The sequence below is a fragment of the Paracoccus sp. (in: a-proteobacteria) genome (assembly GCF_047605025.1).
Classification (GTDB): Bacteria; Pseudomonadota; Alphaproteobacteria; order Rhodobacterales; family Rhodobacteraceae; genus Paracoccus.
In genome coordinates this window covers 23,503-50,279 of the sequence record NZ_JASGGO010000028.1, presented here as the reverse complement: position 1 = coordinate 50,279, position 26,777 = coordinate 23,503, and the positions used below count along the sequence as shown (strand labels likewise).

The 26,777-nt window shown below is 65.2% G+C and carries 24 protein-coding genes; 16 read left to right on the top strand and 8 right to left on the bottom strand.

Features of this window, described 5'->3' with window-relative positions; all coding sequences use genetic code 11:
• Positions 1 to 47: 47 nt before the first annotated feature.
• The gene (locus QM682_RS15070; protein WP_415131171.1) at positions 48 to 650 is read right to left on the bottom strand and encodes an amino acid synthesis family protein; all 603 of its coding nucleotides are present in this window, start codon (positions 648 to 650) and stop codon (positions 48 to 50) included.
• A 103-nt stretch (positions 651 to 753) separates the two neighbouring features.
• Here QM682_RS15070 and QM682_RS15065 point away from each other — a divergent pair, with 103 nt between their 5' ends.
• The 13 genes from QM682_RS15065 to iolB all read left to right on the top strand — a co-directional run bounded on the left by QM682_RS15065 (position 754) and on the right by iolB (position 16,335).
• Positions 754 to 1,461: a GntR family transcriptional regulator gene (locus tag QM682_RS15065; protein WP_415131169.1), complete on the top strand. Its 708-nt coding sequence runs from the start codon at positions 754 to 756 to the stop codon at positions 1,459 to 1,461.
• Entirely contained in the window at positions 1,458 to 1,742 is a 285-nt protein-coding gene (locus tag QM682_RS15060) for a DUF1330 domain-containing protein (RefSeq protein WP_415131167.1), read from the top strand. The genes QM682_RS15065 and QM682_RS15060 overlap by 4 nt, the downstream gene beginning before the upstream one ends.
• Before the next feature lie 337 nt (positions 1,743 to 2,079).
• A complete protein-coding gene (locus QM682_RS15055) occupies positions 2,080 to 3,108 on the top strand; it encodes a LacI family DNA-binding transcriptional regulator (RefSeq protein WP_415131165.1) in 1,029 nt (342 codons plus the stop codon).
• 208 nt (positions 3,109 to 3,316) lie between these two features.
• On the top strand, positions 3,317 to 4,261 hold the full coding sequence (locus QM682_RS15050) for a sugar ABC transporter substrate-binding protein (RefSeq protein WP_415131163.1): 945 nt from the start codon (positions 3,317 to 3,319) through the stop codon (positions 4,259 to 4,261).
• A gap of 90 nt (positions 4,262 to 4,351) precedes the next feature.
• The gene (locus QM682_RS15045; protein ID WP_415131161.1) at positions 4,352 to 5,890 is read left to right on the top strand and encodes a sugar ABC transporter ATP-binding protein; all 1,539 of its coding nucleotides are present in this window, start codon (positions 4,352 to 4,354) and stop codon (positions 5,888 to 5,890) included.
• A gap of 13 nt (positions 5,891 to 5,903) precedes the next feature.
• On the top strand, positions 5,904 to 6,920 hold the full coding sequence (locus QM682_RS15040) for an ABC transporter permease (protein ID WP_415131159.1): 1,017 nt from the start codon (positions 5,904 to 5,906) through the stop codon (positions 6,918 to 6,920).
• Between the two features lie 218 nt (positions 6,921 to 7,138).
• On the top strand, positions 7,139 to 8,077 hold the full coding sequence (locus tag QM682_RS15035; RefSeq protein WP_415131157.1) for a sugar ABC transporter substrate-binding protein: 939 nt from the start codon (positions 7,139 to 7,141) through the stop codon (positions 8,075 to 8,077).
• Positions 8,078 to 8,480: 403 nt separating this feature from the next.
• On the top strand, positions 8,481 to 9,491 hold the full coding sequence (locus QM682_RS15030) for a Gfo/Idh/MocA family protein (RefSeq protein WP_415131155.1): 1,011 nt from the start codon (positions 8,481 to 8,483) through the stop codon (positions 9,489 to 9,491).
• A gap of 50 nt (positions 9,492 to 9,541) precedes the next feature.
• Positions 9,542 to 10,654, top strand: coding sequence for a Gfo/Idh/MocA family protein (locus tag QM682_RS15025; protein ID WP_415131153.1), 1,113 nt, complete (start codon positions 9,542 to 9,544; stop codon positions 10,652 to 10,654).
• Positions 10,655 to 10,665: 11 nt separating this feature from the next.
• Entirely contained in the window at positions 10,666 to 12,588 is a 1,923-nt protein-coding gene (locus tag QM682_RS15020) for a bifunctional 5-dehydro-2-deoxygluconokinase/5-dehydro-2-deoxyphosphogluconate aldolase (RefSeq protein ID WP_415131151.1), read from the top strand.
• A 139-nt stretch (positions 12,589 to 12,727) separates the two neighbouring features.
• Positions 12,728 to 14,560 carry a 3D-(3,5/4)-trihydroxycyclohexane-1,2-dione acylhydrolase (decyclizing) gene (iolD, locus tag QM682_RS15015; RefSeq protein ID WP_415131149.1) on the top strand — a complete coding sequence of 611 codons (1,833 nt, stop codon included), beginning with the start codon at positions 12,728 to 12,730 and terminating at the stop codon, positions 14,558 to 14,560.
• A gap of 11 nt (positions 14,561 to 14,571) precedes the next feature.
• Positions 14,572 to 15,483 (top strand): myo-inosose-2 dehydratase, encoded by a 912-nt coding sequence (gene iolE, locus QM682_RS15010; protein WP_415131147.1) that lies wholly within the window; start codon positions 14,572 to 14,574, stop codon positions 15,481 to 15,483.
• 54 nt (positions 15,484 to 15,537) lie between these two features.
• Positions 15,538 to 16,335 carry a 5-deoxy-glucuronate isomerase gene (iolB, locus tag QM682_RS15005; RefSeq protein ID WP_415131145.1) on the top strand — a complete coding sequence of 266 codons (798 nt, stop codon included), beginning with the start codon at positions 15,538 to 15,540 and terminating at the stop codon, positions 16,333 to 16,335.
• Between the two features lie 891 nt (positions 16,336 to 17,226).
• Here the strand turns inward: iolB and QM682_RS15000 are convergent.
• The 7 genes from QM682_RS15000 to QM682_RS14970 all read right to left on the bottom strand — a co-directional run bounded on the left by QM682_RS15000 (position 17,227) and on the right by QM682_RS14970 (position 23,117).
• Positions 17,227 to 17,988, bottom strand: coding sequence for a LamB/YcsF family protein (locus QM682_RS15000; RefSeq protein WP_415131143.1), 762 nt, complete (start codon positions 17,986 to 17,988; stop codon positions 17,227 to 17,229).
• Positions 17,989 to 17,998: 10 nt separating this feature from the next.
• Entirely contained in the window at positions 17,999 to 18,442 is a 444-nt protein-coding gene (locus tag QM682_RS14995) for a VOC family protein (protein ID WP_415131141.1), read from the bottom strand.
• A gap of 5 nt (positions 18,443 to 18,447) precedes the next feature.
• Positions 18,448 to 19,221, bottom strand: coding sequence for an SDR family NAD(P)-dependent oxidoreductase (locus QM682_RS14990; protein WP_415131139.1), 774 nt, complete (start codon positions 19,219 to 19,221; stop codon positions 18,448 to 18,450).
• Between the two features lie 11 nt (positions 19,222 to 19,232).
• On the bottom strand, positions 19,233 to 20,408 hold the full coding sequence (locus QM682_RS14985; RefSeq protein WP_415131137.1) for an NAD(P)/FAD-dependent oxidoreductase: 1,176 nt from the start codon (positions 20,406 to 20,408) through the stop codon (positions 19,233 to 19,235).
• Positions 20,409 to 20,415: 7 nt separating this feature from the next.
• Complete coding sequence (locus QM682_RS14980; RefSeq protein WP_415131135.1) at positions 20,416 to 21,888, bottom strand: aldehyde dehydrogenase; 1,473 nt, start codon at positions 21,886 to 21,888, stop codon at positions 20,416 to 20,418.
• Positions 21,889 to 21,969: 81 nt separating this feature from the next.
• Positions 21,970 to 22,557 carry a thiamine pyrophosphate-dependent enzyme gene (locus QM682_RS14975; protein WP_415131133.1) on the bottom strand — a complete coding sequence of 196 codons (588 nt, stop codon included), beginning with the start codon at positions 22,555 to 22,557 and terminating at the stop codon, positions 21,970 to 21,972.
• A 5-nt stretch (positions 22,558 to 22,562) separates the two neighbouring features.
• Positions 22,563 to 23,117: a hypothetical protein gene (locus tag QM682_RS14970; RefSeq protein ID WP_415131131.1), complete on the bottom strand. Its 555-nt coding sequence runs from the start codon at positions 23,115 to 23,117 to the stop codon at positions 22,563 to 22,565.
• 101 nt (positions 23,118 to 23,218) lie between these two features.
• Between QM682_RS14970 and QM682_RS14965 the strand changes: the two genes are divergently transcribed.
• The 3 genes from QM682_RS14965 (at position 23,219) to QM682_RS14955 (ending at position 26,723) form a co-directional block, all read left to right on the top strand.
• On the top strand, positions 23,219 to 24,202 hold the full coding sequence (locus QM682_RS14965; protein WP_415131129.1) for a LysR substrate-binding domain-containing protein: 984 nt from the start codon (positions 23,219 to 23,221) through the stop codon (positions 24,200 to 24,202).
• A 148-nt stretch (positions 24,203 to 24,350) separates the two neighbouring features.
• Positions 24,351 to 25,511, top strand: coding sequence for an acyl-CoA dehydrogenase family protein (locus QM682_RS14960; protein ID WP_415131127.1), 1,161 nt, complete (start codon positions 24,351 to 24,353; stop codon positions 25,509 to 25,511).
• 54 nt (positions 25,512 to 25,565) lie between these two features.
• Entirely contained in the window at positions 25,566 to 26,723 is a 1,158-nt protein-coding gene (locus QM682_RS14955) for a CaiB/BaiF CoA transferase family protein (RefSeq protein WP_415131125.1), read from the top strand.
• The last annotated feature ends 54 nt before the right edge of the window (positions 26,724 to 26,777 follow it).

The window sequence follows — 26,777 nt, the reverse complement described above, 5'->3', positions numbered from 1 at the left end:
GCAGCGGCTCTCCGCGTCCGGCCTCGATCAGCCGGACAGTGGCTCCGTCAGACAGCCGCAGGATTCGAGACATCATGGCCCAGATCCTTCAGGTCCTGATAGCGGTCTCCGATGCGATGATGTGGACGCCCGCCGATTGATGCGCCAAGCGCGACCAGAATTTCGTCGGCGGCCGGGGCGTCCGGGATCGCGAACTGGATCGTCAGATAGTGCGAGCGGCGGCCCTCGTCATTCTTGTCCATCAGCGGAATCATGACCGGGGCGTTCGCCGGGCCGCGGGTGTTGGTAAAGGCCAGATAGGACTTTGCGCCGACCGCGCTGCGGTAATGGTTGCCAAAGCGCAGGGTATGGATCAGCGCGCTGGCATGCTCGACCTCGCCATCCAGGCCGACCACGGCAGCCTTGCCATAACCTTCGATCCTGTCGCCCCCGCCGGCCGCCTCGATGATCATATTGGTCAGCAGCTTGCCCAGAATCGGGGCGACAGCGTGGATTTCCGGCTTCAAGTCCTCGACATAGCCGCGTCCCGCCCAGGGGTTTTTCAGGACGGCGGCGGCCGTGATCAGCTTCAAGGGGTGCGATGCGGAGCGGCCACCCTCGATCAGCGTAGTTTCGATATTCAGCAAGGTCTTGCGGATCTCCGCGGTCATGGCCGCCTCCCAAAAACGATTCTATGATCGTAAGATGGTATTCCAACATACCATATGTCAATAATAGATTGCCATGCTGCTTCAACGGCGCTAATCTAAGGCAATGGAAAGTCAAAAATTAATCAGCATGCGCATTGAGCATGTTCCCCAGACACTCCGTGAAATCGCGGTGGAGCGTTTGCGCGCGGCTATTGTGTCGGGACGCTTCCCTTCCGGTTACCGACTTGTCGAACGCGTTTTGGTTGATCAGCTTGGGGTTTCGCGATCCGTCATCCGCGAGGCGATCCGTTATCTGGAATCCGAGGGCCTGGTAGAGAGCTTGCCCCGGCAGGGACCAGTTGTTGCGACCCTGGATTGGGGCAAGGCACGCCAGATCTATGATATCCGCCTTCTGCTAGAGGCGGCGGCGGCGGCGGATTGTGCCAGGCTTCTGGATGCGTCGGCCCATGCCGATCTACAGGCCGCGCTTCAATGGCTCACGAAAGCTTTCTCTTCAGCCGATGCCCAGGTTCTCTATGATGCGACGACGCGGTTTTACGAGATCATCTTTGCCACGGCGGGTCATCATATCGCCTGGGAAATCGTCCAGCGCCTAAATGGACGCATATCAAGGCTTCGGGCAATGACGCTTGCATCCACGGACCGCCACGTTTCTGGACAGGCCCGGATGCAGCGGATTGCGGAGGCCATTTTTGCAAAGGATCCCGAGCGGGCAGCCAAAGCGGTTCATGAGCATTTGACCGAAGCTGCGGAAATCGCAGGCAGGTTGCTGGAAGAGGCCGATAAGGGCGAATCGGCGCGCGCTCCATGAGCGCTTATTGGATAGCCCATGTCACCATTCTCGATGCCAAGGCTTATGCCGGATATCAGGCCATGGCTCCGCAGGCGTTCGCGAAATACGGCGCGGAGTTTCTGGCCAGGGGCGGTGCATCCGAGACGTTGGAAGGTCCAGTATTCCAACGTCATGTCGTGATCCGTTTCGTCGACCTGGCGAGCGCCCGTGCCTGCTATCACTCCGAAGAGTATCAGCAGGCGCGCGCGTGCAGAAGGGGCGCGTGCGAGGCGCATGTCGTGATCGTCGAAGGGCTGTAAGCCCATGCCGTCGTGCGAATGAAGAACGAAGTTCCTATGCTTCCTGCGGAGGCAAATCATCAGGAAGGGGGCACGCCTGCCCGACACATCTCGTTGTCCGTGCGGTTGGGCATGTTGATTGGTCCAGAACGCCTATATCCGCGATCTGGTTCAGGCGAATGCCCTGCGCATCGCGGGGCGGCGGCATGAGAAAAACCTTTGCCGCAAAGCCAGGGTCGCTGAAAGGCGCGGGCCGCGACGATGCGCCAGGAAACGCATCCTCGACTGTTTGACAAAATCAAATCATTTGTGATGTAAACCGTCATAAGTGATTTTATCCTTCTGCAAGGATGCCGCCATGAAACGCCCCACCATCCACGATCTGGCCAAAGCCGCGGGCGTCAGCGTGGCGACGGTGGACAGGGTGTTGAATGGCCGCCTGAAGGTGCGCGAGGAGACCGCGCGCAAGGTCTCGACCGCGGCCGAACGGATCGGCTATCACGCCGCGACCGCGATCCGGCAACGGGTGTTGGCGGATCTGCCGGAATATCATCTGGGGATCGTCCTGCAAAAGGAACGCCACGCCTTCTATCAGGAATTCGCCGATAAACTGCATCAGGCCGCGCAGCAGTTCCGCGAGGCCCGGATCCGCCTGACCGCGATCTATACCCAGACCTCGGAGCCGGCGGAACTGGCCGGGATCCTGCTGCAACTGGCAGGCAAGGTGCAGGCGGTGGCGGCCAGCGGGCTGGATCATCACGACGTGACCAACGCCGTCGCGGCCCTGCGCGGCCGGGGCGTGCCGGTGTTCTCGCTGCTGTCGGACTTTGCCCAAGGTGAGCGTGAGGGCTATTTCGGCACCAATAACATGAAGGTGGGGCGCAGCGCGGGCTGGCTGATGTCCAAGGTCGCGATCCGGCCCGGCAAGATTGCCGTTTTCATCGGCGGCCATCGCTATCACGGCCATGCCCTGCGCGAGACGGGGTTCCGCGCCTATCTGCGCGAATATGCCCCGGATTTCGAACCTCTGGACGCCATCGTCAATCTGGAGACCCGGCAATTGACGCGCGAGGCGTTGGCCGGTGTGATGTCGCGCCATCCCGATCTGGTTGGCGTCTATTGTGCGGGCGGTGGCATGGAGGGTGCCATCGCCGCTCTGCGCGAAGCAGGGCAGGGCGACCGCATTGCCTGTATTGTCCATGAACTGACGCCGGAATCGCGTCAGGCCCTGCTGGAGCGCTGCATCAGCGGCGTATTCCAGACCCCGCTGAAAGACCTGTGCACCGAATTGATGATAACGGTGGTCCATACCATCGAACAGGGCATGGCCGAAAATCCCGGCCAACGGTTCATCGCGCCGACGCTGTGGACGCCCGAAAGTATATGATGTAATTCTATCATAATAAATGATGATTTTATATCATAAATGATGTTGCATTGACAGGCTTGCCCGTTGACCCAAGGTCAGGATTGACGGCATCTGATGCGCAGGAACACGGCGGAGGGGCCGGGAACCTGACGACCGGCAGGGGCAGGGCCAACGGCCATGCAGCCCCGTGCAAGCGGGCGGCCGGACCCGCATGGGGAGGATAAACATGAAGACGTTTCTGATCGTCGGCGCCACTGCCGTGGCGCTGATGGGTTCGGCTGCATCCGCCGAAAACATCGGGGTTTCGATGGCCCAGTTCGATGACAACTTCCTGACCGTGCTACGCAACGGCATGTCCGATTACGCCGCCAAGCAGGATGGCGTCACATTGCAGATCGAGGACGCCCAGAACGACGTGGGCAAGCAACTGAACCAGATCCAGAACTTCGTCGCCTCGGGGGTCGATGCGATCATCGTGAATCCGGTCGATACCGACGCCACCGTCGCCATGTCGCAGGCGGCATCGGATGCGGGCATTCCGCTGGTCTATGTGAACCGCCAGCCGGTCAACCTGGACAGCCTGCCCGACAAGCAAGCCTTTGTCGCCTCGGACGAAAAGGAATCCGGCACGCTGGAGACGCAAGAGGTCTGCCGCCTGCTGAAGGAAGCCGGCAAGACCGAGGCCAAGATCGTCGTCATGATCGGCGAATTGTCGAACCAGGGCGCCCGCCAGCGCACCCAGGACATCAAGGACGTGATCGCCACCCCCGATTGCGGCTTCATGCAGATCGTCGAGGAGCAGACGGCCAACTGGTCGCGCACCCAAGGCGCCGACCTGATGACCAACTGGATCACGGCCGGCCTGCAATTCGACGCGGTGATCGCCAATAACGACGAAATGGCCATCGGCGCGATCCAGGCGCTGAAGGGTTCGGGACGCGACATGAAGGATGTGATCGTGGCCGGCATCGACGCGACCGCCGACGGCCTTGCCGCGATGCAGGCGGGCGACATGGATGTGACGGTGTTCCAGAACGCCGCCGGCCAGGGTCAGGGTTCGGTGGATGCGGCGCTGAAGATGGCGCGCGGCGAAACGATCGAAAAGCGGAATTTCGTGCCGTTCGAACTGGTGACGCCCGACAGCATGGACAAATACCTCAACCATAACTGACCCCTTGGGGGCGACCCGCATGACAGTGTCCAGGGGGGCGGCCCGTCCCCTTGGTGTCCCGGCTTCGGCCACGAACAGGGGAGGACCGCCATGGTCAGTTCGACAACCCAACACGCCATAGATCGCGTCAAGGAGGCGATTCATCAGGACGGTGTCCTGTCGATCCGCGGCATTCGCAAAGAGTTTCCCGGCGTTTTGGCGCTGGACGATGTGCAGTTGAAGATCCGTCCCGGCTCTGTCCACGCCCTGATGGGCGAGAATGGCGCCGGCAAATCCACGCTGATGAAGATCATCGCCGGGATCTATCAGCCCGACGCGGGCGAGATCCTGCTGCGCGGTCAGCCGGTCACGCTGTCATCGCCGTTGGACGCGCTGGAACAGGGCATCTCGATGATCCATCAGGAACTGCTGTTGATGAACAGCATGACCGTGGCCGAGAATATCTGGATCCGGCGCGAACCCAAGGGTGCGTTCGGCCTGGTCGACCACGGCAAGATGTCGGCCATGACGCAGGAGCTGTTCGACCGGCTGAACATCCGGCTGGATCCCGATGCGCTGGTCGGCGATCTGACCGTCGCGCAAAAGCAGATGGTCGAGATCGCCAAGGCCGTCAGCCACAATTCCGACGTGCTGATCATGGACGAGCCGACCAGCGCCATCACCGAATCCGAGGTCGCGCATCTGTTCACCATCATCCGCGATCTGCGGGCGCGTGGCGTGGGGATCGTCTATATCACCCACAAGATGAACGAACTTTTTGAAATCGCGGACGAATTCACCGTGTTCCGCGACGGGAAATATGTCTGCACCCACAGTGCCGCCGACGTGACCCGCGACGACATCATCCGCATGATGGTCGGCCGCGAGATCAACGACATGTTCCCGAAGGTCGATTGCCCCATCGGGGACACCGTGCTTGAGGTCAAGAACCTGACCCTGCCCGGCGTGTTCGAGGATATCAGCTTTACCGTCCGCAAGGGCGAGATTCTGGGCCTGGCGGGTCTGGTCGGGTCCAAACGCTCGAATGTGGCCGAGGCGATCTTCGGCGTTCATCCCGCTGCCTCGGGGGAAATCCTGATCGACGGCAAGCCCGTTCAGATCACCAACCCCAAGGTCGCGATGGAGCATGGCCTGGCCTTTCTGACCGAGGACCGCAAGGAAACCGGCTGCTTTCTGATCCTTGACTGTCTTGAGAACATTCAGTCGGCGCTGATCACCCGCGACCATGTGAAAGCCGGGTTCATCGACCAGAAGACGGTGACGAAACTGGCCTCGGACATGGCGAAAACCCTGCGCGTCAAGACCCCGAACCTGCACGAGACGGTCGAAAACCTGTCGGGCGGCAACCAGCAGAAGCTGCTGATCGCGCGCTGGCTTTTGACCAAACCGCGCATCCTGATCCTTGATGAACCGACACGGGGCATCGACGTGGGTGCGAAATCCGAAATCCACCGTCTGATCACCCAGTTGGCCGGACAGGGGGTCGCCGTCCTGATGATCAGTTCGGAACTGCCCGAGGTTCTGGGCATGTCCGACCGCATCATGGTCATGCACGAAGGCCATGTTTCCGGCTTTCTGAACCGCGATGAGGCGGATCAGGTCCGCATCATGCAACTAGCGGCTAAATAAAGGGAAAAACCGAATGAGCACGCAAAACGCATCCATTCCCGAAGCCGCGAAGGGGCTTCGTCGCCTGCCGGCCGAGGTGAATATCCTGATGGTCCTGCTGGGCATCGCCCTTGTGTTCGAAATCCTGGGCTGGGTCTTTCAGGGGCAATCGTTCCTGTTCTCGCTGAACCGGCTGAAGATCATGATCCTGCAAGTCTCGGTCATCGGGATCATCGCCGTGGGCGTGACGCAGGTTATCATCTCGGGCGGGATCGACCTGTCATCGGGTTCGGTCGTGGGGGCGGTGGCGATGGTCGCCATGTCCTTCGCGCAGGTCTCAAGCTATGCGCGCGCGGTCTATCCGGCGCTGACCGACATGCCGATGATCGTGCCGGTGCTGATCGGCCTGGGCTTCGGCGCCGTCGTCGGCTTTATCAACGGCTGGCTGATCGCCTATACCAAGATCCCGCCATTCATCGCCACGCTGGGCACCATGGTCACCGTGCGCGGCTTTGCCAAGTGGTATACCAAGGGCCAGCCGATCAGCTTTCCGACCGACAGCTTCGCCGCGCTTGGCAAGGGCATGATGCCCGTCCTGATCTTTGTCGGTGTGGCGGTGATCTTTCATGTCGCCATGAAATACACCCGCTATGGCAAGTTCACCTATGCCATCGGCGCCAATCCGCAGGCCGCCCGCGTGTCCGGCATCAATGTCGAACATCACCTGATCAAGGTCTATGTCATCGCCGCCGTCCTGGCCGCGCTGGCTGGGATCGTGGTCGCGGCGCGGGGTCAGACGGCGCAGGCCGGCATGGGCCTGGCCTATGAACTGGACGCCATCGCCATGGCCGTCATCGGGGGTGTGTCGCTGACCGGCGGGCGCGGCTCGATCATCGGGACGGCGATCGGGATGGTCATCTTCGGGGTCATCATCTCGGGTTTCACCTTCCTGCGGCTGGACGCCTATTATCAGGAAATGATCAAGGGTGTGATCATCGTCGCCGCCGTCGTGGCCGATGTCTATCGCCAGCGCAAACGCCGCAAAACCTAGGATCGGCGATCTTGCTTCGTCTCTGCGGTGACCGGGACGGCCATCGCAGGGATCCCCGACCTGCCCGCCGAATGTCCCGAGCAAGGCGGCGCCACGGCGCGAAAAGGCCCCTTGCAATGGGACGGTTGCCATCACGCGATCCGCGGCCGTGTCGGCCGGTGGTCACAATCCAGCACGAAGGCGCCCCGTAGGGCCGCCATGAATGGGAGAATCTTGAAATGAAAAACATGCTTGGTGCTGTCTGCGCGGCTGTTCTTGCCACGGCCGCACTTCCCGCCTCGGCCCAGAATATCGGCGTCGCCGTGTCGAACTTTGACGACAACTTCCTGACCTTGCTGCGCGAATCGATGAGCGAAAGCGCAAAGGCCGCTGGCGCGACCCTGCAATTCGAGGACGCCCAGCGTGATGTTGGCCGCCAGCTTAGCCAGATCGAAAATTTCGTGGCGACGGGTGTGGACGGCATCATCATCGCGCCCATCGACAGCGATTCGACCGTGCCCATGACCCTTGCGGCCGAAAACGCCGGCATTCCCGTGGTCTATGTCAACAACTCGCCCGTCAACCTGAAGGAACTGCCCGAGAAGCAGGTTTTCGTCGGCTCGGTCGAATATGAAGCCGGAGAGTTGCAGGCCCAAGAGATCTGCCGCCAATTGCAGGCCGCAGGCAAGACCGAAGCCAATGCCGTCATCCTGCTGGGCGATCTGTCGAACCAGGCGACGCGGCTGCGCACCCAGGCGGTGAAGGATGTCTTCGCCAAGCCCGAGTGCAGCTTTATCAAGATCGGCGACGAACAGACGGCCACATGGCAGCGCACCCAGGCCGCCGACCTGATGTCCAACTGGCTGACCGCAGGCCAGAAACCCGACGCGGTGATCGCCAATAACGACGAAATGGCGATCGGTGCCGTGCAGGCCCTGAAGGCGGCTGGCGTCGATATGACGACCGTGGTGGTCGGCGGCATCGACGCCACGCCGGATGCCGTCGCGGCGGTGGCCTCGGGCGATCTGGACGTGACGGTGCTGCAAAGCGCGCCGGGCCAGGGCAAGGGCGCGGTCGACGCGATCCTTTCGCTGATCAAGGGCGACGCGGTTCCGCATGAAAACTATGTGCCGTTCGAACTGGTCACGCCGGAAAACTATAAGAACTACATGAAGTAACCGCGCGAGCGCCACCGCATGTATCGCGTGCGGTGGCACCACTCTTCTGGGGAAAGCCTGGTTGATGCGCGCCAAGGACATCGAAGGGGTGATCGCCATGCCGGAGTGCGCCGGGGTGAAGGTCGCCGACGAACAGACCGCGAACTGGCGCGGTATCCGACGACCAACGGGCTGGCCGCGATACGGGGGGCGATCTGGACGTGACGGCATTCCAGAGCGCGACCAAGCGGGGCCAGGGGCGACAGGACCAAGCCTCGGATCCGGGTTCCGTATAGGCCAGTGCCCCCTGAAACCATGGCGAATGACCTGAAATGACCCATCCCGCCCCGGCGCGGGCCCGGCGCCCCCGATGCTTTGCACACCAAAAACACATCGCAGAACAGTGAAAACAAGGTGAACTAACATGATCGTCAGAATTGGTGTCATCGGCACCGGCGCCATTGGCCGCGATCACGCCCGCCGCATCAATCAGGTGCTGGCCGGCGGCAGGATCGTCGCGCTGAGCGATGTGAACGCCGCCTCGGCCGAGGCGGTTCGCGCCGAGATCGCGCCTCAGGCCAAGGTCTATGCCACCGGGCAGGATCTGATCGCCGCCGCCGACGTGGACGCGGTGCTGGTCTGCTCCTGGGGTGCCACGCATGAGGAATATGTGCTGGCCGCCATCGCCGCCGGAAAACCCTGCTTTTGCGAAAAGCCGCTGGCGACCACCGCCGAAGGCGCCAGGCGCATCGTCGATGCCGAGGTTGCCGCGGGCCGCCGTCTGGTGCAGGTCGGATTCATGCGCCGCTATGACGAAGGCTATGTCGCGCTGAAGCGGGTCGTGGATGGGCGCATCGGCGCGCCGATCATGGTCCATGCCGCGCATCGCAACCAGTCGGTCGGCCCCAATTACGTCACCTCGATGGCGATCCATGACACGCTGATCCACGAAATCGACGTGTTCCGCTGGCTGCTGGATGACGACTATGTTTCGGCCAGCGTGACCTTTCCACGCTCCTGCGCGCGCACCCATGCCAAGCTGCGCGACCCGCAGATCGTGACGCTGAAAACCGCCAAGGGCACCGTGATCAGCACCGAGATCTTCGTGAACTGCCATTACGGCTACGACATCCAGTGCGAGGTCGTGGGCGAGGACGGCATCGCCAGGCTGCCCGAGCCGGTGTCGATCCAGACTCGTCTGGCCGCCAGGCTGCAAAACGACATCCTGACCGATTGGAAGGACCGCTTCGTCGCCTCCTATGATGTGGAATTGCAGGATTTCCTGAAGGCCGCCGCGCAGGGCACGGCCTCGGGTCCGACTTCCTGGGATGGCTATATGGCTGCGGTCGCCTCGGATAGCTGCGTTTCCGCGCAAGAGGCCGAGGGCACCGTGATCGCCATCACCTATCCCGCCCGTCCCGCGCTTTACGCCTGACGCGCGCGCCGGCCACCCGCGTCCCGATCTGCCAACCCGGAGTTTAGACGATGACCCGCAAGATGCCCGAAAAACCCCTTGGCGTTGCCCTGATCGGCACCGGCTTCATGGGCAAATGCCATGCCATGGCCTGGCGGACCGTGGCCGCGACCTTTGGCGGCGCGCATCCTCGACTGGAAATCCTGTGCGATATGCCCGAAGACCGCGCCCGCGCCTTTGCCGCGCAGTTCGGCTTTGCCCGCGCCAGTGCCGACTGGCAAGCGGCGGTGGCCGATCCGGCGGTGGATGTCGTCTCGATCACCACGCCGAACGGGCTGCATCGCCCGATGGCCGAGGCGGCGCTGCGCGCGGGCAAGCATGTCTGGCTGGAAAAGCCGATGGCGCTGACGCTGGACGATGCCGCCGCCATGGCCGATCTGGCCGCCGCCCATTCCGGCCAGGTCACGATCCTCGGCTATAACTATACCCGTTCCCCGGCCTATCAGGCGGCGGTGGCGCTGGTGAAATCGGGCGCCATCGGCGTGCCGAAATCCTTTCGCGGCGTCTATGACGAGGATTATTCCGCCGATCCGAACCTGCCTTGGTCGTGGCGCATGACCCATGCCGAAGGCGGCCTTGGCGCGCTTGGCGATCTGGGCTGCCACCTGGTCAGCCAGATGGTCGGCCTGATGGGCCCTATCGCCGAAGTGACCGCGATCACCCAGATCGCGATCCCGTCCCGTCCCTCGGCCGAGGGTCCGAAGCCCGTCGAGAACGAGGACAGCGCGCTGGCGCTGCTGCGCTTCGCCAGCGGTGCGCAGGGGTCGTTCGCCACCTCGCGCGTGGCGCGCGGCCGCAAATGCCGCCTGCAATGGGAGATCCACGGATCGGACGGCACGCTGGTTTTCGATCAGGAAAACATGAACGAGCTGTGGCTGCACCGCGCTGGCGAGGCGGGCTTTACCCGCCACCTGACCGGGCCCGAGCAGCCCGATTTCGCCGCCTTCTGCCCGGCGCCCGGCCATAATTTCGGCTTCAACGAACAGAAGGTCATCGAGGCGCGCGATATGGTCTCGGCCATCGCCGGCGGTCCGGCCTGCGGCCCGGATTTCGCCGCCGGTTATCAGATCGAACGCGTGATCCACGCCATGGCGGCGTCGAACGGCCGTCCGGTCGCATTGTAAGGACATGAACCATGACGAAATCGCTTGATGTCATCACCATCGGCCGCGCGGGTGTCGATCTTTACGGCGCCCAGATCGGCGGCCGGCTTGAGGATATGGGATCGTTTCGCAAATATATCGGCGGCTCGCCCACCAATATCGCCTGCGGCACCGCGCGGCTGGGCCTGAAATCGGGGCTGATCACGCGGGTGGGCGACGAGCACATGGGCCGCTTCATCCGCGAACAACTGGTGCGCGAGGGCGTCGATGTGCGCGGCGTCGTCACCGATCCCGAAAGGCTGACCGCGCTGGTCATTCTGGGCATCCGCGACGAGGAACAGTTCCCGCTGATCTTCTATCGCGAGAATTGCGCCGACATGGCGCTGTGCGAGGACGACATCGACGAGGCGCTGATCGCCGATACCCGCTCGGTTCTGGCCACCGGCACGCATCTGTCCCATCCGCGGACCGAGGCGGCGGTGCTGAAGGCGCTGGCGCTGGCGCGCAGGCACGGCGCGCGGACGGCGCTGGACATCGACTATCGCCCGAACCTGTGGGGCGTGGCCGGGCATGGCGACGGCGAAAGCCGTTTCGTCGAAAGCGCGGCGGTGACGGCCAGGCTGCAAGGATCGCTGCATTTCTTCGACCTGATCGTCGGCACCGAGGAAGAGTTTCACATCGCTGGCGGATCGACCGACACCATCGCAGCCCTGCGCGCGGTGCGGGCGGTCAGCGCGGCCACGCTGGTCTGCAAACGCGGCGCCAGGGGCGCGGTGGCGTTCGAGGGCGCGATCCCCGACAGCCTGGACGACGGCCAGAGCGGCCCCGGCTTCCCTATAGAGGTCTTCAATGTGCTGGGCGCGGGGGATGGCTTCTTTTCCGGGTTGATGAAGGGCTGGATGGATGGCGAAAACTGGCCCCGCGCGCTGGAATACGCCAATGCCTGCGGCGCCTTCGCGGTCAGCCGCCATGGCTGCACCCCGGCCTATCCCAGCCTTGAGGAGCTGGAATTCTTCCTCAAGCGCGGCGTGATCCGTCCCGATCTGCGCAACGACGCGGAACTGGAACAGATCCACTGGTCCACGAACCGGGCCCGGCGCGGGCTGCCGGATTGGGCGGATTACCACATCTTTGCCTTCGACCACCGGATGCAGTTGGAAGAGATGCCGGGCTATGACCTGGAAAAGGGCGGCGCCTTCAAGGAATTGTGCCTGAAGGCCGCTTTACGGGTGCGCGACGGCCGCGACGGCTACGGCATCCTGTGCGACGACCGGATCGGGCGGCGGGCGCTGCACGCGGCCTCGGGGTCGGGGCTGTGGATCGGGCGCCCCTGCGAGTGGCCGGGCTCTCGTCCGCTTGAGCTTGAGCCCGAGCTTGGTCCCGATTGCGGCGGGCTCGAGGCATGGGCGCGCGAAGAGGTGGTCAAGGTGCTGTGCTTTTGCCACCCCGACGACGACGCGGCCACGCGCGCCGCGCAGGAGGCGACGGTGATGCGGCTTTACACCGCCGCGCGCCGCAATGACCTGGAATTCCTGTTGGAGATCATCCCCTCGAAGGTGGGGCTGGTCGACGACACGACCACCGCGACCCTGATCCGGCGGTTCTATGCGTTGGGGATCCATCCCGACTGGTGGAAGCTGGAGCCGATGCAAAGCGCGGCGGGCTGGCGCCACGCCATCGCCGCGATCGAGGAGAACGACGCCCATACCCGCGGCATCGTTGTGCTGGGCCTTGACGCCCCCGAGGCCGAACTGGCCGCGAGCTTCGAGGTCGCGGCGCGGTTTCCGCTGGTCAAGGGCTTTGCGGTCGGGCGCACGATCTTTGGCGATGTGGCGCGGCGCTGGCTGGCCGGCCAGATCGCCGACGATGCGGCCGTCGCGGATATGGCGGCCCGGTTCCAGCGGCTTTGCGCTGTCTGGGACGCGGCGCGGGCCAAGGCGGAGCAGGCGGCATGAGCGCGGCGGGCACCGAATTTCGGGGCGGGGCGGGAAGGCGGGCAAGGTCAGGGGCTTTGCCCCTTTTGGCCTGCGGCCAATTCACCCCAGGATATTTGGACAAGAAAGAAGCACGGGCCTTGGTCCGGGAGGAGAGGGCATGAGCGGGACAATCCGTTTGACTGCATCCCAAGCCATGGTGCGTTGGCTGTCGGTGCAGATGACCGAGGATGGCGAGCGCTTCATCGAAGGCTGTTGGGCGATCTTTGGCCATGGCAATGTGGCCGGCCTGGGCGAGGCGTTGCACGGGATCGGCGATGCCTTCCCGACCTGGCGCGGCCAGAACGAGCAGACCATGGCCCATGCGGCCATCGCATTCGCCAAGGGCCATGGGCGCAAGCGGGCGCATGCGGTCAGCAGCAGCATCGGGCCGGGGGCCACGAATATGGTGACGGCGGCGGCGCTGGCGCATGTGAACCGCCTGCCGGTGCTGTTCATCGCGGGCGATGTCTTTGCCAGCCGCCGCCCCGATCCGGTCTTGCAGCAGATCGAGGATTTCGACGACGGCACGGTTTCGGTCAATGACTGCTTCCGCCCCGTCGTGCGTTACTTCGACCGCATCACCCGGCCCGAGCATCTGCTGACCGCGTTGCCCCGCGCGTTGCGGGTCATGACGGATCCGGCCGATTGCGGTCCGGTCTGTCTGGCCTTTTGTCAGGACGTTCAGGCCGAAGCCTATGACTGGCCCGAGGCGTTCTTTGCCCCGCGCGTCTGGCGCGGGCGGCGTCCCGAACCGGATGCGCATGAGCTGTCGCAGGTGGCCGATCTGATCCGCGCGGCGAAATCGCCGGTGATCGTCGCGGGCGGCGGCGTGATCTATTCGGGCGCCTGCGCCGCGCTTGCGGAATTTGCCGGGCGCCGCAATATTCCCGTGGCGGAAACGCAGGCCGGCAAATCCGCGCTGGCGCAGGCGCATGCGATGAATCTTGGCGCCTCGGGCGTGGATGGCTCGGCCGCGGCGAATGCGGCGCTGAGCGCGGCGGATCTGGTGATCGGGATCGGCACGCGACTGCAGGATTTCACCACCGGCTCTCGGACGCTGTTCGGGGGGCGGTTGGTGGCGGTCAACGTGCATCCCTATGACGCGGTGAAGCACGGCGCGGTCACGCTGGTCGCCGATGCCAAGGTCGCGCTGGAGCGTCTGGACGCCGCCCTTGGCGATTACCGGACGGATTTCGACGGCAAGGCGCGGGCGGCATGGCTTGCGGCGGTCGACGCGGCCTGCGCGGCGCCTTTGGGCGGCAACGGCCTGCCGACCGATGCGCAGGTGATCGGCGCCGTGCAGCGCGCGACCGGCCCCGAGGCCATCGCCATGTGCGCCGCCGGCACCATGCCCGGCGCGTTGAAGCTGTTGTGGCAGCCGTCGCAGGGCGGCTATCACATGGAATACGGCTTTTCCTGCATGGGCTATGAAATCGCCGGTGCCCTGGGCCTGAAACTGGCCCGTCCCGACCGCGAGGTGATCTGCTTCGTCGGTGACGGCAGCTATATGATGGCCAATAGCGAACTGGCGACGGCGGTGATGCGGCGCGTGCCCTTTACGGTCGTTCTGACCGACAACCGGGGTTATGGCTGCATCAATCGCCTGCAAGCCGGGACCGGCGGCGCGCCGTTCAACAACCTTTACGCCGATTGCAATGTCGAGACGCAGCCGCGGATCGACTATGTCGCTCATGCCGCCAGCATGGGCGCCCATGCCGTCAAGGCCGCCGACATCGCCGCGCTTGAGGCCGAGATCGCCGCCGCGCGGTCTCGCGATATTCCCACGGTGATCGTCATCGACACCACCGCCCGCCCCGGTCCCGGCGACGGGCTGGCGGGCGCGGGACATTGGTGGGATGTGGCCGTCCCCGAGGTCGGTTCGACCGAAAGGCTGCGCGCCGCCCATGCCGCCTATATCGAAAATGCCCGCCGTCAGGCGCTGGTGAACTGAAAGGACATCACATGATCCGCTATGGCACGAACCCGATCGCCTGGGCCAATGACGACGACCAGACCATCGGCGCCGATATCCCGACCGAGCAGATCCTGAACGAGGCGGGCCGCATCATCGGCTTCGACGGGATCGAGAACGGCCATCGCTGGCCCGAGGATCCGCAAGAGCTGAAGGCGAAGCTGGCGGAATACGGCCTGGCGTTTATCTCGGGGTGGTATTCGACGGAACTTCTGACCCGCTCGGTTCAAGAGGAGATCGCTTCGGTCCAGGGGCATCTGGCGCGGCTCAAGGCCAATGATTGCAAGGTCTGCATCGTCTGCGAATGCTCGAACGCCGTGCATGGGCGCCGCGATGTCGCGGTCAACGACCGCCCCCGGCTGAGCGCGGATGAAATGGCCGAATTCGGCGCCAGGATCGAGGAATTCGCCGCCTATCTGGCCGGGCAGGGCATCACGCTGGCCTATCACCACCACATGGGCACCGTGGTCGAAACCCCCGAGGAAATCGACGCCTTCATGGCGGCGACCGGCCCGGCGGCGCATCTTTTGTTCGACTCTGGCCATTGCGCCTTTGGCGGCGGCGATCCCGAGGCGGTGCTGGCGCGCCATGCGGCCCGCGTCGCGCATTTTCACGCCAAGAACATCCGCAGATCCGTGACCGAGCGGGTGCGGGCCGAGAACATGTCCTTTATCGAGGGCGTTCTGGCCGGGGCGTTTACCGTTCCGGGCGATGCCGAAGGGGCGATCGACTTCGTGCCGCTGCTGAGGATCTTGGCCGGCGCCGGTTACGACGGCTGGCTGGTGATCGAGGCTGAGCAGGATCCCGCGATGCGCAACCCGCTGGAATATCAATCGCTGGGCCTGAAATCGCTGAAAACCGCGGCGCGCGCGGCCGGGCTGGACCGGGCCTTGGTGGCATAAGGGGGGGGAGCTTCGCCCCCCAGGATATTTGGACAAGAAAGAAGGATCGGGATCATGAGCAGGCTTTTGTGCAGGCCCTTCGGCACCCATGGCAAAGTCCACGAGATCACGCCGCAATCGGCGGGGTGGCGCTATGTCGGGTTTTCGCTTTATCGCCTGCGCGCGGGCGAAACCGCGGCCGAAGCGACGGGCGGGCGCGAGGTGATCCTGGTCATGGTCGAGGGCAAGGCCGCGATCCGGGCCGCCGGGCGGGATTGGGGCGTGCTGGGCGGGCGCATGTCGGTCTTTGAAAAGACGCCGCCGCATTGCCTGTATGTGCCGAACGGACAGGATTGGGCGCTGGAGGCCGCGACCGATTGCGTGGTCGCGGTCTGCCTGGCCCCCGGTCACGGAGGGCACGAGGCCCGGCGCATCGGTCCCGACGGCATCACCCTGACACAGCGCGGCGAGGGATCCAACACCCGCTGGATCAACAATATCGCCATGGAGGCCGAGGATTGGTGCGACAGCCTGCTGGTCACCGAGGTCTTTACCCCCGCCGGAAACTGGTCAAGCTATCCCAGCCACCGCCATGACGAAGACGATTTCCCGCGCGTCACCTATCTTGAGGAAACCTATTATCACCGTCTGAATCCCGGTGACGGCTGGGCGGTGCAGCGGGTCTATACCGATGACGGCGCCCTTGACGAGGTGATGGCGGTTCGCGACGGCGACGTGGCCTTGGTGCCGCGCGGCCATCATCCCTGCGGCGCGCCCCATGGGTTCGAGCTTTACTATCTGAACGTCATGGCAGGGCCACGCCGGAACTGGCGTTTCATCCCCGCCCCCGAGGTTGCGCATTTGATGAAGTGACCGGGCATCCGAGGTGCGGCTTGCAATGGCCTTGGCGGTTTCGCGGGGCCGATGGCCTGCCGGAACGCCGCGCGGTGGTGTTCCAGCATGGGGCTTTCGGCTTGTCCCGCACCGCGCAACCATGCCTTGCGCCCGCAGCTATGCCCTGCTTGGCGGCAAGGAAACGATCCGCCGTCCGGTGCGCAACAGCCTCGAAGCCCATGACGCCCTGATCGAGGGCCTGCCCTTGCCGGCGCTTCCGCATCCGGCGCAATCCTGCTGGTCTTCGAGACGAGTCGCAGTTGCCCGACCGTCTGGGAGGATGCATCGATACGCTGCTGCGGTTTCCCGTCGATCAGGTCGGCGTAGCCCGTCCTTCGGTTCGTCGAATGGGAAGCAACTCGAAGCAGAGTTCGTCATTCGGGCGGGTGCCATTGTTCACCATGCTCTGGTCGTGGCGCCGTTCCTTCGATACCCCGCTGTCATCTTCAGCGCGATCCCCGCCTTCGCGGGTTTCACATGATAGGCGCGTAGCGGGTTTTCGGCATCCCGTCCTAGGCCCATCGGGCGCCCTATCGGGCGTCGCTCAAGCAAGCCAGGGGCAAGCTTCTTGGATCGGGCCTGCCTTTCCCCAGATGCAGCGCCCGCATCTTCTTGTCCGACATGAGATCTGAAGCATCGCCGTGGATCGCCGCCTTGCCCAGCGACAGGACATGGGCCCGGTCGGCGACGGCCGAGCGCCTTGAGGGCGTTCTGTTCGACCATGACGATGCACATGCCCTGATGGTCGTCGCGGATCCGGGCGATGGCGTCGAAGACCCCATGCGGCATCAGCGGCGACAGGGCGGCTGATCAGGGCACGGGCCTGCGACCGAAGCCGCCGCTTGCCCCCGGACATCCGCCGCTGCGATCTCAGGGCTTCAGAAAGGGCGCGATGCCGACGCCCACGCTGGACAGCCGTGCCCGGATTTCCCGCGCCATCGCGACCGCGCCGGCGGTATCGCCATGGACGCAGATGGATTGCGCGGCCAGGGGGATCGGCGCGCCCTCGATCACCGGCATCCGCCCGGTTTCCAGAAAACGCACCAGCCGTTCCGCCGCCTCGTCCGCGTCATGCAGCACCGCGCCGGGCCGCGAGCGGGGCACCAGCCGCCCGTCGGGAAGATAGGCGCGGTCGGCGAAAATCTCGGAGAAGACCTCGACCCCGCCCGCCCGCGCCGCCAGTTCCAGATCGGTTCCCGAAATCGCCAGCACGGCCAGCCGCCCCGGCAAGGCCGCGACCGCCGCCACGATGGCCTCGGCCACCGCCCGGTCATCCGCCGCCAGATTGCCAAGCGCGCCATGCGGCTTGACATAGCGCACCTCGGCCCCCGCCAACGCGGCGACGCCCTGAAGGGCACCCACCTGCGCCGCGACCATCCGCCCGATCTGGGCGGGCGGCATCGGGATCACCCGCCGCCCGAAGCCCTCGCGGTCGGGATAGCCCGGATGCGCGCCGATGACGACGCCGCGCGCGACGGCCCGCGTCAGGGTCAGAAACATCGTCTCGGGGTCGCTGGCATGGCCGCCGCAGGCGATATTGGCCGAGGTGACGACATCCAGCATCGCCGCGTCGTCCCCCATCACCCAGGGGCCGAAGCTTTCACCGAGGTCGGAGTTCAGGTCGATCTTCATCGCGTGGCCCTCAGGTCGCGGGATTGTTCGTGGCACGGGTCAGCAGGACGACGCCGGCCGTATCCGCCGTGTCGTAATAGGTGAAGCCGGTGCCGTTTTCCCGCCGCCCCCGCATCAGCACCGGCATCCCGGCAGCCGCCTGCGCCGCATCGGCGTCCGGCACCTCGAAGCCCAGGTGAAAGACGCCCTCGCCCTTCGTGTCCAGATGGATGCGCTGCGGGCTTGGGTCCCGGCTGGGCTGGCAAAGCTGCAACTGGATATTGGGCAGGTTGCAGACCCGGTATTGCATCGCCATGAACCCGTCATGGCTGGGCACCTCCAGATCGACATATTCCGTCAGCGGCGGATAGGCGGTCCAGGGGCCGATGCCGATGGATTCGTAATACGCCTGCGTCCTGTCGATGTCGTGGACGACCAGACAGATATGATGCAGCTTGTCGAAATTCCCGCTCATCGGGCTTACTCCTTGACCGGGACAGTATAGTTCAGGATGCGGCGGCCGCCATCGGGATAGATCGTCTCGCCAGTGATATAAGAGGCATCGTCCGAGGCCAGGAAAGCCACGACCGAGGCGATTTCCTCGGGCTCGCCCAGCCGGCCCAGCGGCGTGCGGGCAAGGATCGCGTTCATGCCCGCGCGCTCGGTGAAAGCGCCCTTGATGATCTCGGTCGCGATGGTGCCGGGGCCGACGCCGCAGACGCGGATGCCGTGCGGCGCGAAGGCGACGGCCGCCGTCGATGTCACCTGGTTCATGCCGCCCTTGGAAATCGCATAGGGCGCGCAGGCCGGGTTGGCCAGGCCCGAGTTGATCGAGGACATGTTGATGATCACCCCGCCTTGCCCTTGCGCGATCATCTGGCGGCCCGCCGCCTGGGTGCCGAAGAAGGCGGCGCGCAGGTTCACGGCCAGCGTGCGGTCATACTGTTCCTCGGTGAAATCAAGGAAATCGGCGACCGGGCAGATGCCGGCATTGTTCAGCAGGATGTCGATGCGGCCGAATTTCGCGACCGCCGCGGCGATCAGCGCGTCCACATCGGCCTTTTTCGCGACATCGGCGACGACCGGCAGCACGCTGTCGGGGGTGCCGATTTCGGCCGCCGTGGCCTCAAGACGGGCCTTGTCGATGTCCCCCAGGACAAGTTTCGCCCCTTCGGACAGGAACCGCTCGGCGCTGGCCCGGCCGATGCCCTGCGCGGCGCCCGTGATGACGGCGACTTTTCCTGCGAACCTCATGGTCTTCTCCTTTAGTAAACGATGCTTTCATGCATGGGCTGGCCCGAACGAATACGGTGATAGCCCAGCGGCGATAAATCTAGGCTCGTATATCCGCCGTGCAGGATGTGCTCTGCCACGCCGCGCCCCGCCGCCGGGGCGTGCATGACGCCGTGGCCCGAAAAGCCGGTGGCGAAGATCAGGTTGGCGATCTGATCATGCGGGCCAAGGATGCCGTTATGGTCCAGATCGTTGATCTCGTAATGCCCGGCCCAGGCGCGTTCCAGCCGCAATTGCTCCATCGCCGGGATGCGGGTGGCCAGCAGCGGCCAGAAGACATCCTCCAGCAGATCGTGATGCGGCTCGAAATCGCCCGTCGCATCCGGGTCGCGGTCTTCGGGCGGCTGGATGCCGCCGATGAACCCCTCGCCCTCGGGGCGGATCCAGACGCCCGAGGCATCGAACAGCATCGGGAAATTCCCGGCCCTCAGCGGCGCGCGAAAGGAAAACACCGTGCGCTTGCGGGGCGTGACCGGCAGAGGCTGGCCCAATGCCGCCGTCAGCGCCCCCGAGGCCGGACCCGCCGCCATCACGCACCAGTCGCAGGGCAAGGCGGTGCCATCGGCCAGCCGCACCGTATGGATGCGCGCGCCCGCCAGATCGAAGCCTGCGGCTTCGGCGGCAACATAGCGCACGCCCAGATCCCGCGCCGCCGCGCGCACCAGCGACAACAGCGACCAGGCATCGAACCAGCCTTCGTTCCTCTGGCCGAAGGTGCCGATGCCGATACCCTCAAGCGACAGCCAGGGATAGCGCGCGGCCAGCTCATCGGGCGACAGCGCGATGATGTCCGCCCCCTCGGCGCGCTGCATGGCGACGCCGGCGCGTCGCGCGGCCACCGTTTCCGGCCCGCCAAGGATCAGATAGCCCTTTTCGACGAAGCCTATATCGGCGCCGGGGCCGAATGTGTCCTTGATCCGGCGAAAGAAATCCGCGCCGTAAAGGCTCATGCGGATATTGACCGGCGTGCCGAACTGGGTGCGGATCGAGGCCGCCGACAGCGCGGTCGAGCAGAAGCGATAGGTCGGATCCTTCTCGACCACGGTGATCTCGCCCGCGAAGCCCTCGCGGCGCAGGAACCATGCGGCGAAGCTGCCCATGATCGCGCCGCCGACGATGACCACCCTTGCCCTTGCGCTGTCCGACATGGCGGCCTCAGCGGATGACGAAGGGGTTGGCGACCTGGCCGGCCGTGTCGATCCAGACCGTCTTGGTCTGAAGATAGGCGTCGATGGCCTCTTGCCCGCTTTCGCGCCCGATCCCGCTGCGCTTCATGCCGCCGAAGGGCGCCATGTAGCTGACCGCGCGATAGGAATTGACCCAGACCGTCCCGGCCTCCAGCGCCGCGCTGCCGCGCAGCGCCCGGCCCATGTCGCCGGTCCACAGCCCCGCCGCCAGCCCATAGGGGCTGTCATTGGCGATGGCGTAGGCTTCTTCCTCGGTGTCGAAGGGGATGATCGACAGGACCGGGCCGAACACTTCCTCGCGCGCGATGCGCATCCGGTTGTTCACGCCGGTGAAGATCGTGGGTTCCACGAACCAGCCGTCGCCCAGCCCCTCGGGCGCCTTGCCGCCCAGCACCGCCTCGGCCCCCTCGCCGCGCGCGATGTCCAGATAGGACAGCACCTTTGCCCGCTGCGCCTGCGTGGTGATCGGGCCGACCTGGGTGTCGGGATCGGCCGGATCGCCCAGCCGCGCCGTCCCGGCCAGCTTCACGACACCCTCGACCACCTGATCGTGAACCGACCGCTGCACCAGCAGCCGCGAACCCGCGATGCAGGTCTGGCCTGAGGCGGCGAAGATGCCCGAGACCGCGCCGTTCACCGCATTGCCGATATTGGCATCGGCAAAGACGATATTGGCGGATTTGCCGCCCAGTTCCAGCGTGACGGTCTTCAACCCCTCGGCCGCCGCGCGATAGACCGCGATGCCGCCCGGCTCGCCCCCGGTGAAGGCGATCTTGGCCACGTCGGGATGATTGACCAGCGGCACGCCGACCTCGACCGGCATCCCGGTGACGGTGTTGACGACGCCGGGCGGAAAGCCCGCCTGCTGAAACAGCTTCACGAACTCCAGCGCCGAGGCCGAGGTATGTTCCGAGGGCTTGATGACCACGGTGTTGCCGGCGGCCAGCAGCGGCGCCAGCTTCCAGCTCAGCAGCATCAGCGGCGAGTTCCACGGCACGATAGCGGCGATCACGCCCAGCGGCTCGCGCCGGGTAAAGGCGAACATGCCGGCCTTGTCGATGGGCAGGACCGCGCCCTCGATCTTGTCGGCCAGACCGCCGAAATAGCGAAACCATTCCGGGATATAGCGCAGTTGAGCGGACATTTCGGCGATCAGCTTGCCGTTGTCGCGGGTTTCCAGCGCGGCGATCCGGTCGGCGTCTGCGGCGATCAGATCGGCCAGGCGCAGCAGCAGCTTGCCCCGTGCCGTGGCCGTCAGCCCGGCCCATTCGGGCGCGCGGAACGCGGCGCGGGCGGCTGCAACGGCGGCCTCGACCTCGGCCGGGCCGTCCAGCGGGATCAGCGCCCAGGGCTTGCCGGTGAAGGGGTCGAAGGATTCGAACGTGGCCCGCACCGGCTGAAGCCGGCCGCCGACGGTGTTCTGGAATTGCCGTAGCGCCATGATGCCCTCCCCTGGGCGGTTTGTCCCGCCGCTATCGCGAAATCATGGGGAGGGCAGCCATCGGCCGCCATCCCCCGCCGTTCAGCAGGTCGCAAGCCCCAGATGCGCCCGGAAGCGGTTCTTGATGAAGGCCGCGTCGCGCGGCGGCAGCGAGCGCGGCAGGTTCTCGGCCTTGATCTTCAGCACGAAAAGGCGCGGACCGGCGGCCGGCTTGCGCAGGGTTTCGACCAGCGCATCCACCTGCTCAAGGCCGCGCAGTTCCGCCGTTTCGGCAAAGCCCGCCGCCGCCGCCACCTTGTGAAAGGCGATGCCCTGCCCGGTATGGCTGGGCTGCATCCCCGTTTCGCCGAAATGCTGGTTGTCCAGCACGATGATGTCCAGGTTCGTGGGCCTTGCGACCGAGATCGTCGCCAGCGCGCCAAAGGCCATCAGCATCTCGCCGTCGCCGGTGATCACCATCACCCGCTTGTCGCGCTGCGCCTGCGCGAGGCCAAGGCCGGTCAGCGCGGCCCCGCCCATGGCGCCCCAAAGGTAATAATTGCCGTCCACGTCGCCCGCCGCATGAACGTCATAGCTGGGCGAGCCGAGGCCGGTCACCACCAGCGCCCCGTCGCGCGCCGCCAGAAGCTTGCTGACCGCCGCGCGGCGATCCATCGTCGGAAGGGTCATCACGCTTACCATTTCTTTTTGCCAAGCAGGCGCTGACCGATCAGCACCGCGATCTGCTGGTCCGCGTCGAAGGCCATGCCGGCGGCCTGGGCCACCACCTCGACCAGATCCTCGGCCGTGTCGGCGCGCAGGACGGTGACGCCGATGGCCGTCAGCGCGGCCTCGGTCGCCCGGCCCATGGGCACCTGCCACGGGTTGAACTCGGCCCATTCGCCGCGCATCGTCACCAGCATCAGCAGCGGCGTGCGGGTCTGGACCGGCAGCGACAGCATGTTGATGCAGTTGCCCACGCCCGAGGATTGCATCAGCACGACTGAGCGTTCGCCGCCCAGCCAGGCGCCGGTCGCGATGGCGATGCCCTCCTCCTCGGTGGTCAGGACATTGGTGGTGACCTCCGCATCCTCGCCGAACAGCCGGATCAGGGTCGAATGGCCGGCATCGGGCACATAGGACATCTGACGGATGCCGGCGGCCTTCAGCACGTCGTAAAGCTCCAACGGCCAGTCATTGGCCAGATCGCGGGCTGTCTCCTGCGTGGAAATCGCTGCGGCGACTGTCATTGCGCACCTCTCGGCATGGCGGGTTTCCTTGCGTATAGCCTTGCCGGAACCCGCCCACATCGACCCTTTTTCTTGATCAGATATAACGCCATTATATAGGAATGGAACTGTCGCAGCTTCGCACCCTGATCCACGTCGCCGAACTGGGCAGCCTGTCCAAGGCCGCCGACCGGCTGCATATCGCCCAGCCGGCGCTTAGCCGGCAGATCCGGCTGCTGGAAGAGGAACTGGGCGTGCGCCTGTTCGACCGTCACGGGCGCGGCATGATCGTCACCGACCAGGGCCAGGACGTGCTGCGCCACGCCCTGCGCGTCATGGCCGAGCTTGAGGAGATCCGCGCCTCGGTTTCCGATCAGGATGCGCCCCTGCGCGGGCATGTGTCGATCGGGATGCCGCCCACCGTTTCGGACATCCTGGCCGAGCCGCTGGTGGCCGCCTTTCGCGACACCCACCCCGAGGCGACGCTGCGCATCGTCAGCGCCTATTCCGGCTATCTGCTGGACTGGATGCATCGCGGGGAAATCGACGCCTCGATTCTTTACGACCCCAAATCGGCCCGCACCCTGCGCGTTCAGCCGTTGCTGGACGAGGTGCTGTTCCTGATCGGCCCGCCGGGCGCCGGCCTGTCGCAGGATGTTCCGGTCGAGTTCGGCGATCTTGAAACCCGTCGCCTGCTGCTGCCCAGCACCAGCCACGGCCTGCGCGTCATCCTTGAGAAATGCGCCGAGGAACACGGGTTTTCCCTGTTCGTGCCGGTCGAGGCCGACAGCTATTCGACGCTCAAGACGCTGGTGCGCGGCGGTCATGGATCGACGATCCTGCCGATGGCCCCGATCCATCGGGATCTGGCCCTTGGTCAACTTTGCGCGGCGCCGCTGCGAAATCCGGTTCCGGCGCGGCGGCTGGTCCTGTCCTATCCCTCGGACCGGCCGGTGCCCCGTCTCGCGCGGTTCGCCGGTCAGATCATCGCCTCGACCGTCACCCGGATGGTGGGTCAGGGCGTCTGGCCGGGACGCCTGCCGCCGGAAGACTCGGGCGAGGAAACCGGCCGGCCAGGACGGAAAACCGCCTCATCGCTTCGCTGAAACCGCTGTTCCGTTCCATGGCCCAAAGCCCGCGAGGGCCTGACGCAGCCATCTTATACAATGCCGCTATATCTGATCTATCCGCACTCTCGTTGTCGGCATGTCTCAATTCTGCCAAGCAAGGGCAAAGGTCAAAGGAGCTGCGCAGATGAGTGAGGCCGTCGAAACCTATCCCGAAATCCGCGAGGCGATAGCGAGGCTCTGCGCCAAATTTCCGGGCGAATACTGGCGCCGCCTTGATCGCGACATGACCTATCCGCGGGAATTCGTCGATGCGCTGACCGAGGCGGGCTGGCTTTCGGTGCTGATCCCCGAGGAATACGGCGGTGCCGGCCTGCCCCTGTCGGCGGCGGCGGCGGTGCTGGAAGAGATGCAGCGCGCTGGCTGCAACGGCGGGGCCTGCCATGCGCAGATGTATACCATGGGCACCCTGCTGCGCCACGGCTCGGCGGAACAGAAACGGAAATACCTGCCCGAAATCGCCAGCGGCGCGCTGCGCCTGCAAGCCTTCGGCGTGACCGAACCGACCAGCGGCACCGATACCGGCGCGCTGAAGACCACGGCCCGGCTGGAGGGCGACCATTTCATCATCAACGGCCAGAAGATCTGGACCAGCCGCGCCGAACATTCCGACCTGATGCTGCTGCTGGCGCGGACCACGCCGCTGCGCGAGGGGATGAAAAAGACCGAGGGGCTTTCGGTCCTGCTGGTCGACATGCGCGAGGCCATCGGAAACGGCCTGACCATCCGTCCGATCCGCACCATGATGAACCACGCCACCACCGAGGTGTTTCTCGACAACCTGCGCGTTCCGGCCGAAAACCTGATCGGCGAGGAAGGCAGGGGCTTTCGCTATATCCTTTCGGGCATGAATGCCGAGCGGATCCTGATCGCCGCCGAATGCGTGGGCGATGCGAAATGGTTCATCGACAAGGCCGTCGGCTATGCGAAGGACCGCCATGTCTTCGGCCGCGCCATCGGCCAGAACCAGGGCATCCAGTTTCCCATCGCCAAGGCTTACGCCAATATGCGCGCCGCCGAACTGATGGTGCGCGAGGCGCTGCGGCTTTACGAATCCGGCAAGAACCCCGGCGCCGAGGCGAACATGGCCAAGATGCTGGCGGCGGATGCCAGTTTCGAGGCCGCGAATGCCGCCGTGCAGACCCATGGCGGCTTCGGCTTTGCCGAGGAATACGATGTCGAGCGTAAATTCCGCGAAACGCGGCTTTATCAGGTGGCGCCCATCTCGACCAACCTGATCCTGTCCTATCTGGCCGAGCATGTGCTGGGCCTGCCCCGTTCCTATTGAGGTCGCCCATGAATATCCTGATCGTCCGTGCCCATCCCGACGAAGGACCGCGCCTTGGCGTCCCGACCCGCCGGGGGCTTCGGCGCAATGTCTGAGGGGGCGCTTTCCGGGCTGCTGGTCATCGCCCTTGAACAGGCGGTGGCCGCCCCCCTTTGCACCGTGCGGCTGGCCGATGCCGGCGCCCGCGTCATCAAGATCGAACGCGCGGGCGGCGAGACCGCCCGCCATTACGACGCCGCGGTCAAGGGCACCTCGGCCTATTTCGCCTGGCTGAACCGGGGCAAGGAAAGCGCGGTGCTGGACCTGAAGGCGCCGGACGATCTGGCGGTGCTGTTCGCCATGCTGGAACGCGCCGACGTGCTGGTTCAGAACCTGATCCCCGGCGCGCTGGCGCGGATGGGGCTGGGGCCTAAGGTGATCGCCGAACGGTTTCCCCGGCTGATCGCGCTGTCGATCAACGGCTATGGCCAGGACACGCCCTATGCCCCGATGCGCGCCTATGACATGCTGGTGCAGGCCGAAAGCGGCATCTGCGCCGTTACCGGCACGCCTGAAACACCCAGCAAGATCGGGGTGTCCGCCGCCGACATCGCCACCGGCATGAATGCCCATGCCGCGATTCTGGAGGCGCTGATCGAACGCGGCCGGACCGGGCGCGGCAAGCAGATCGAGATCGCCATGTTCGACGGCATGGCCGACTGGATGGCGGTCCCCCTGCTGCATTATGAACATGCCGGGGGCGAGACCGGGCGCTACGGCCTGTCGCATGCCTCGATCTATCCTTACCGGCCTTTCGCCTGCGCCGACGGCACGGTCATCGTCGCCGCGCAGAACAACGGCGAATGGAAAAGGCTATGCGAAGGCGTCGTCGGGCGCCCCGAGCTTGTGGAACATCCCGCCTTCGCCACCAATGCGCTGCGCGTCGCCAATCGCGCGGCATTGGATCGCGAGCTTGAGCCGGCCTTCGCCCGGCTTGCCGTGGCCGAGGCGATCGCCCTGCTGGAAGCGGCCGGCGTGGCCTGGGGGCGCTATACCGAGGTGCGCGATCTGGGGGCGCATCCCGCGCTGCGCCGGGTGGATGTGGCATTGGCGGACGGCCAGCGGGTCGCCCTGCCTCGGCCAGCCGGGCGCGATGCCGGCTTCCGGCCGGGACCGGTCCCCGGCCTGGGCGCCGATACCCAGGCCATCCGCGCCGAGTTCCGGCCATGCTGAGCAGCCCGAGGCCGGTATCGCAGGCCGGCGACGCACCCCTGGCAGCCGCATCCG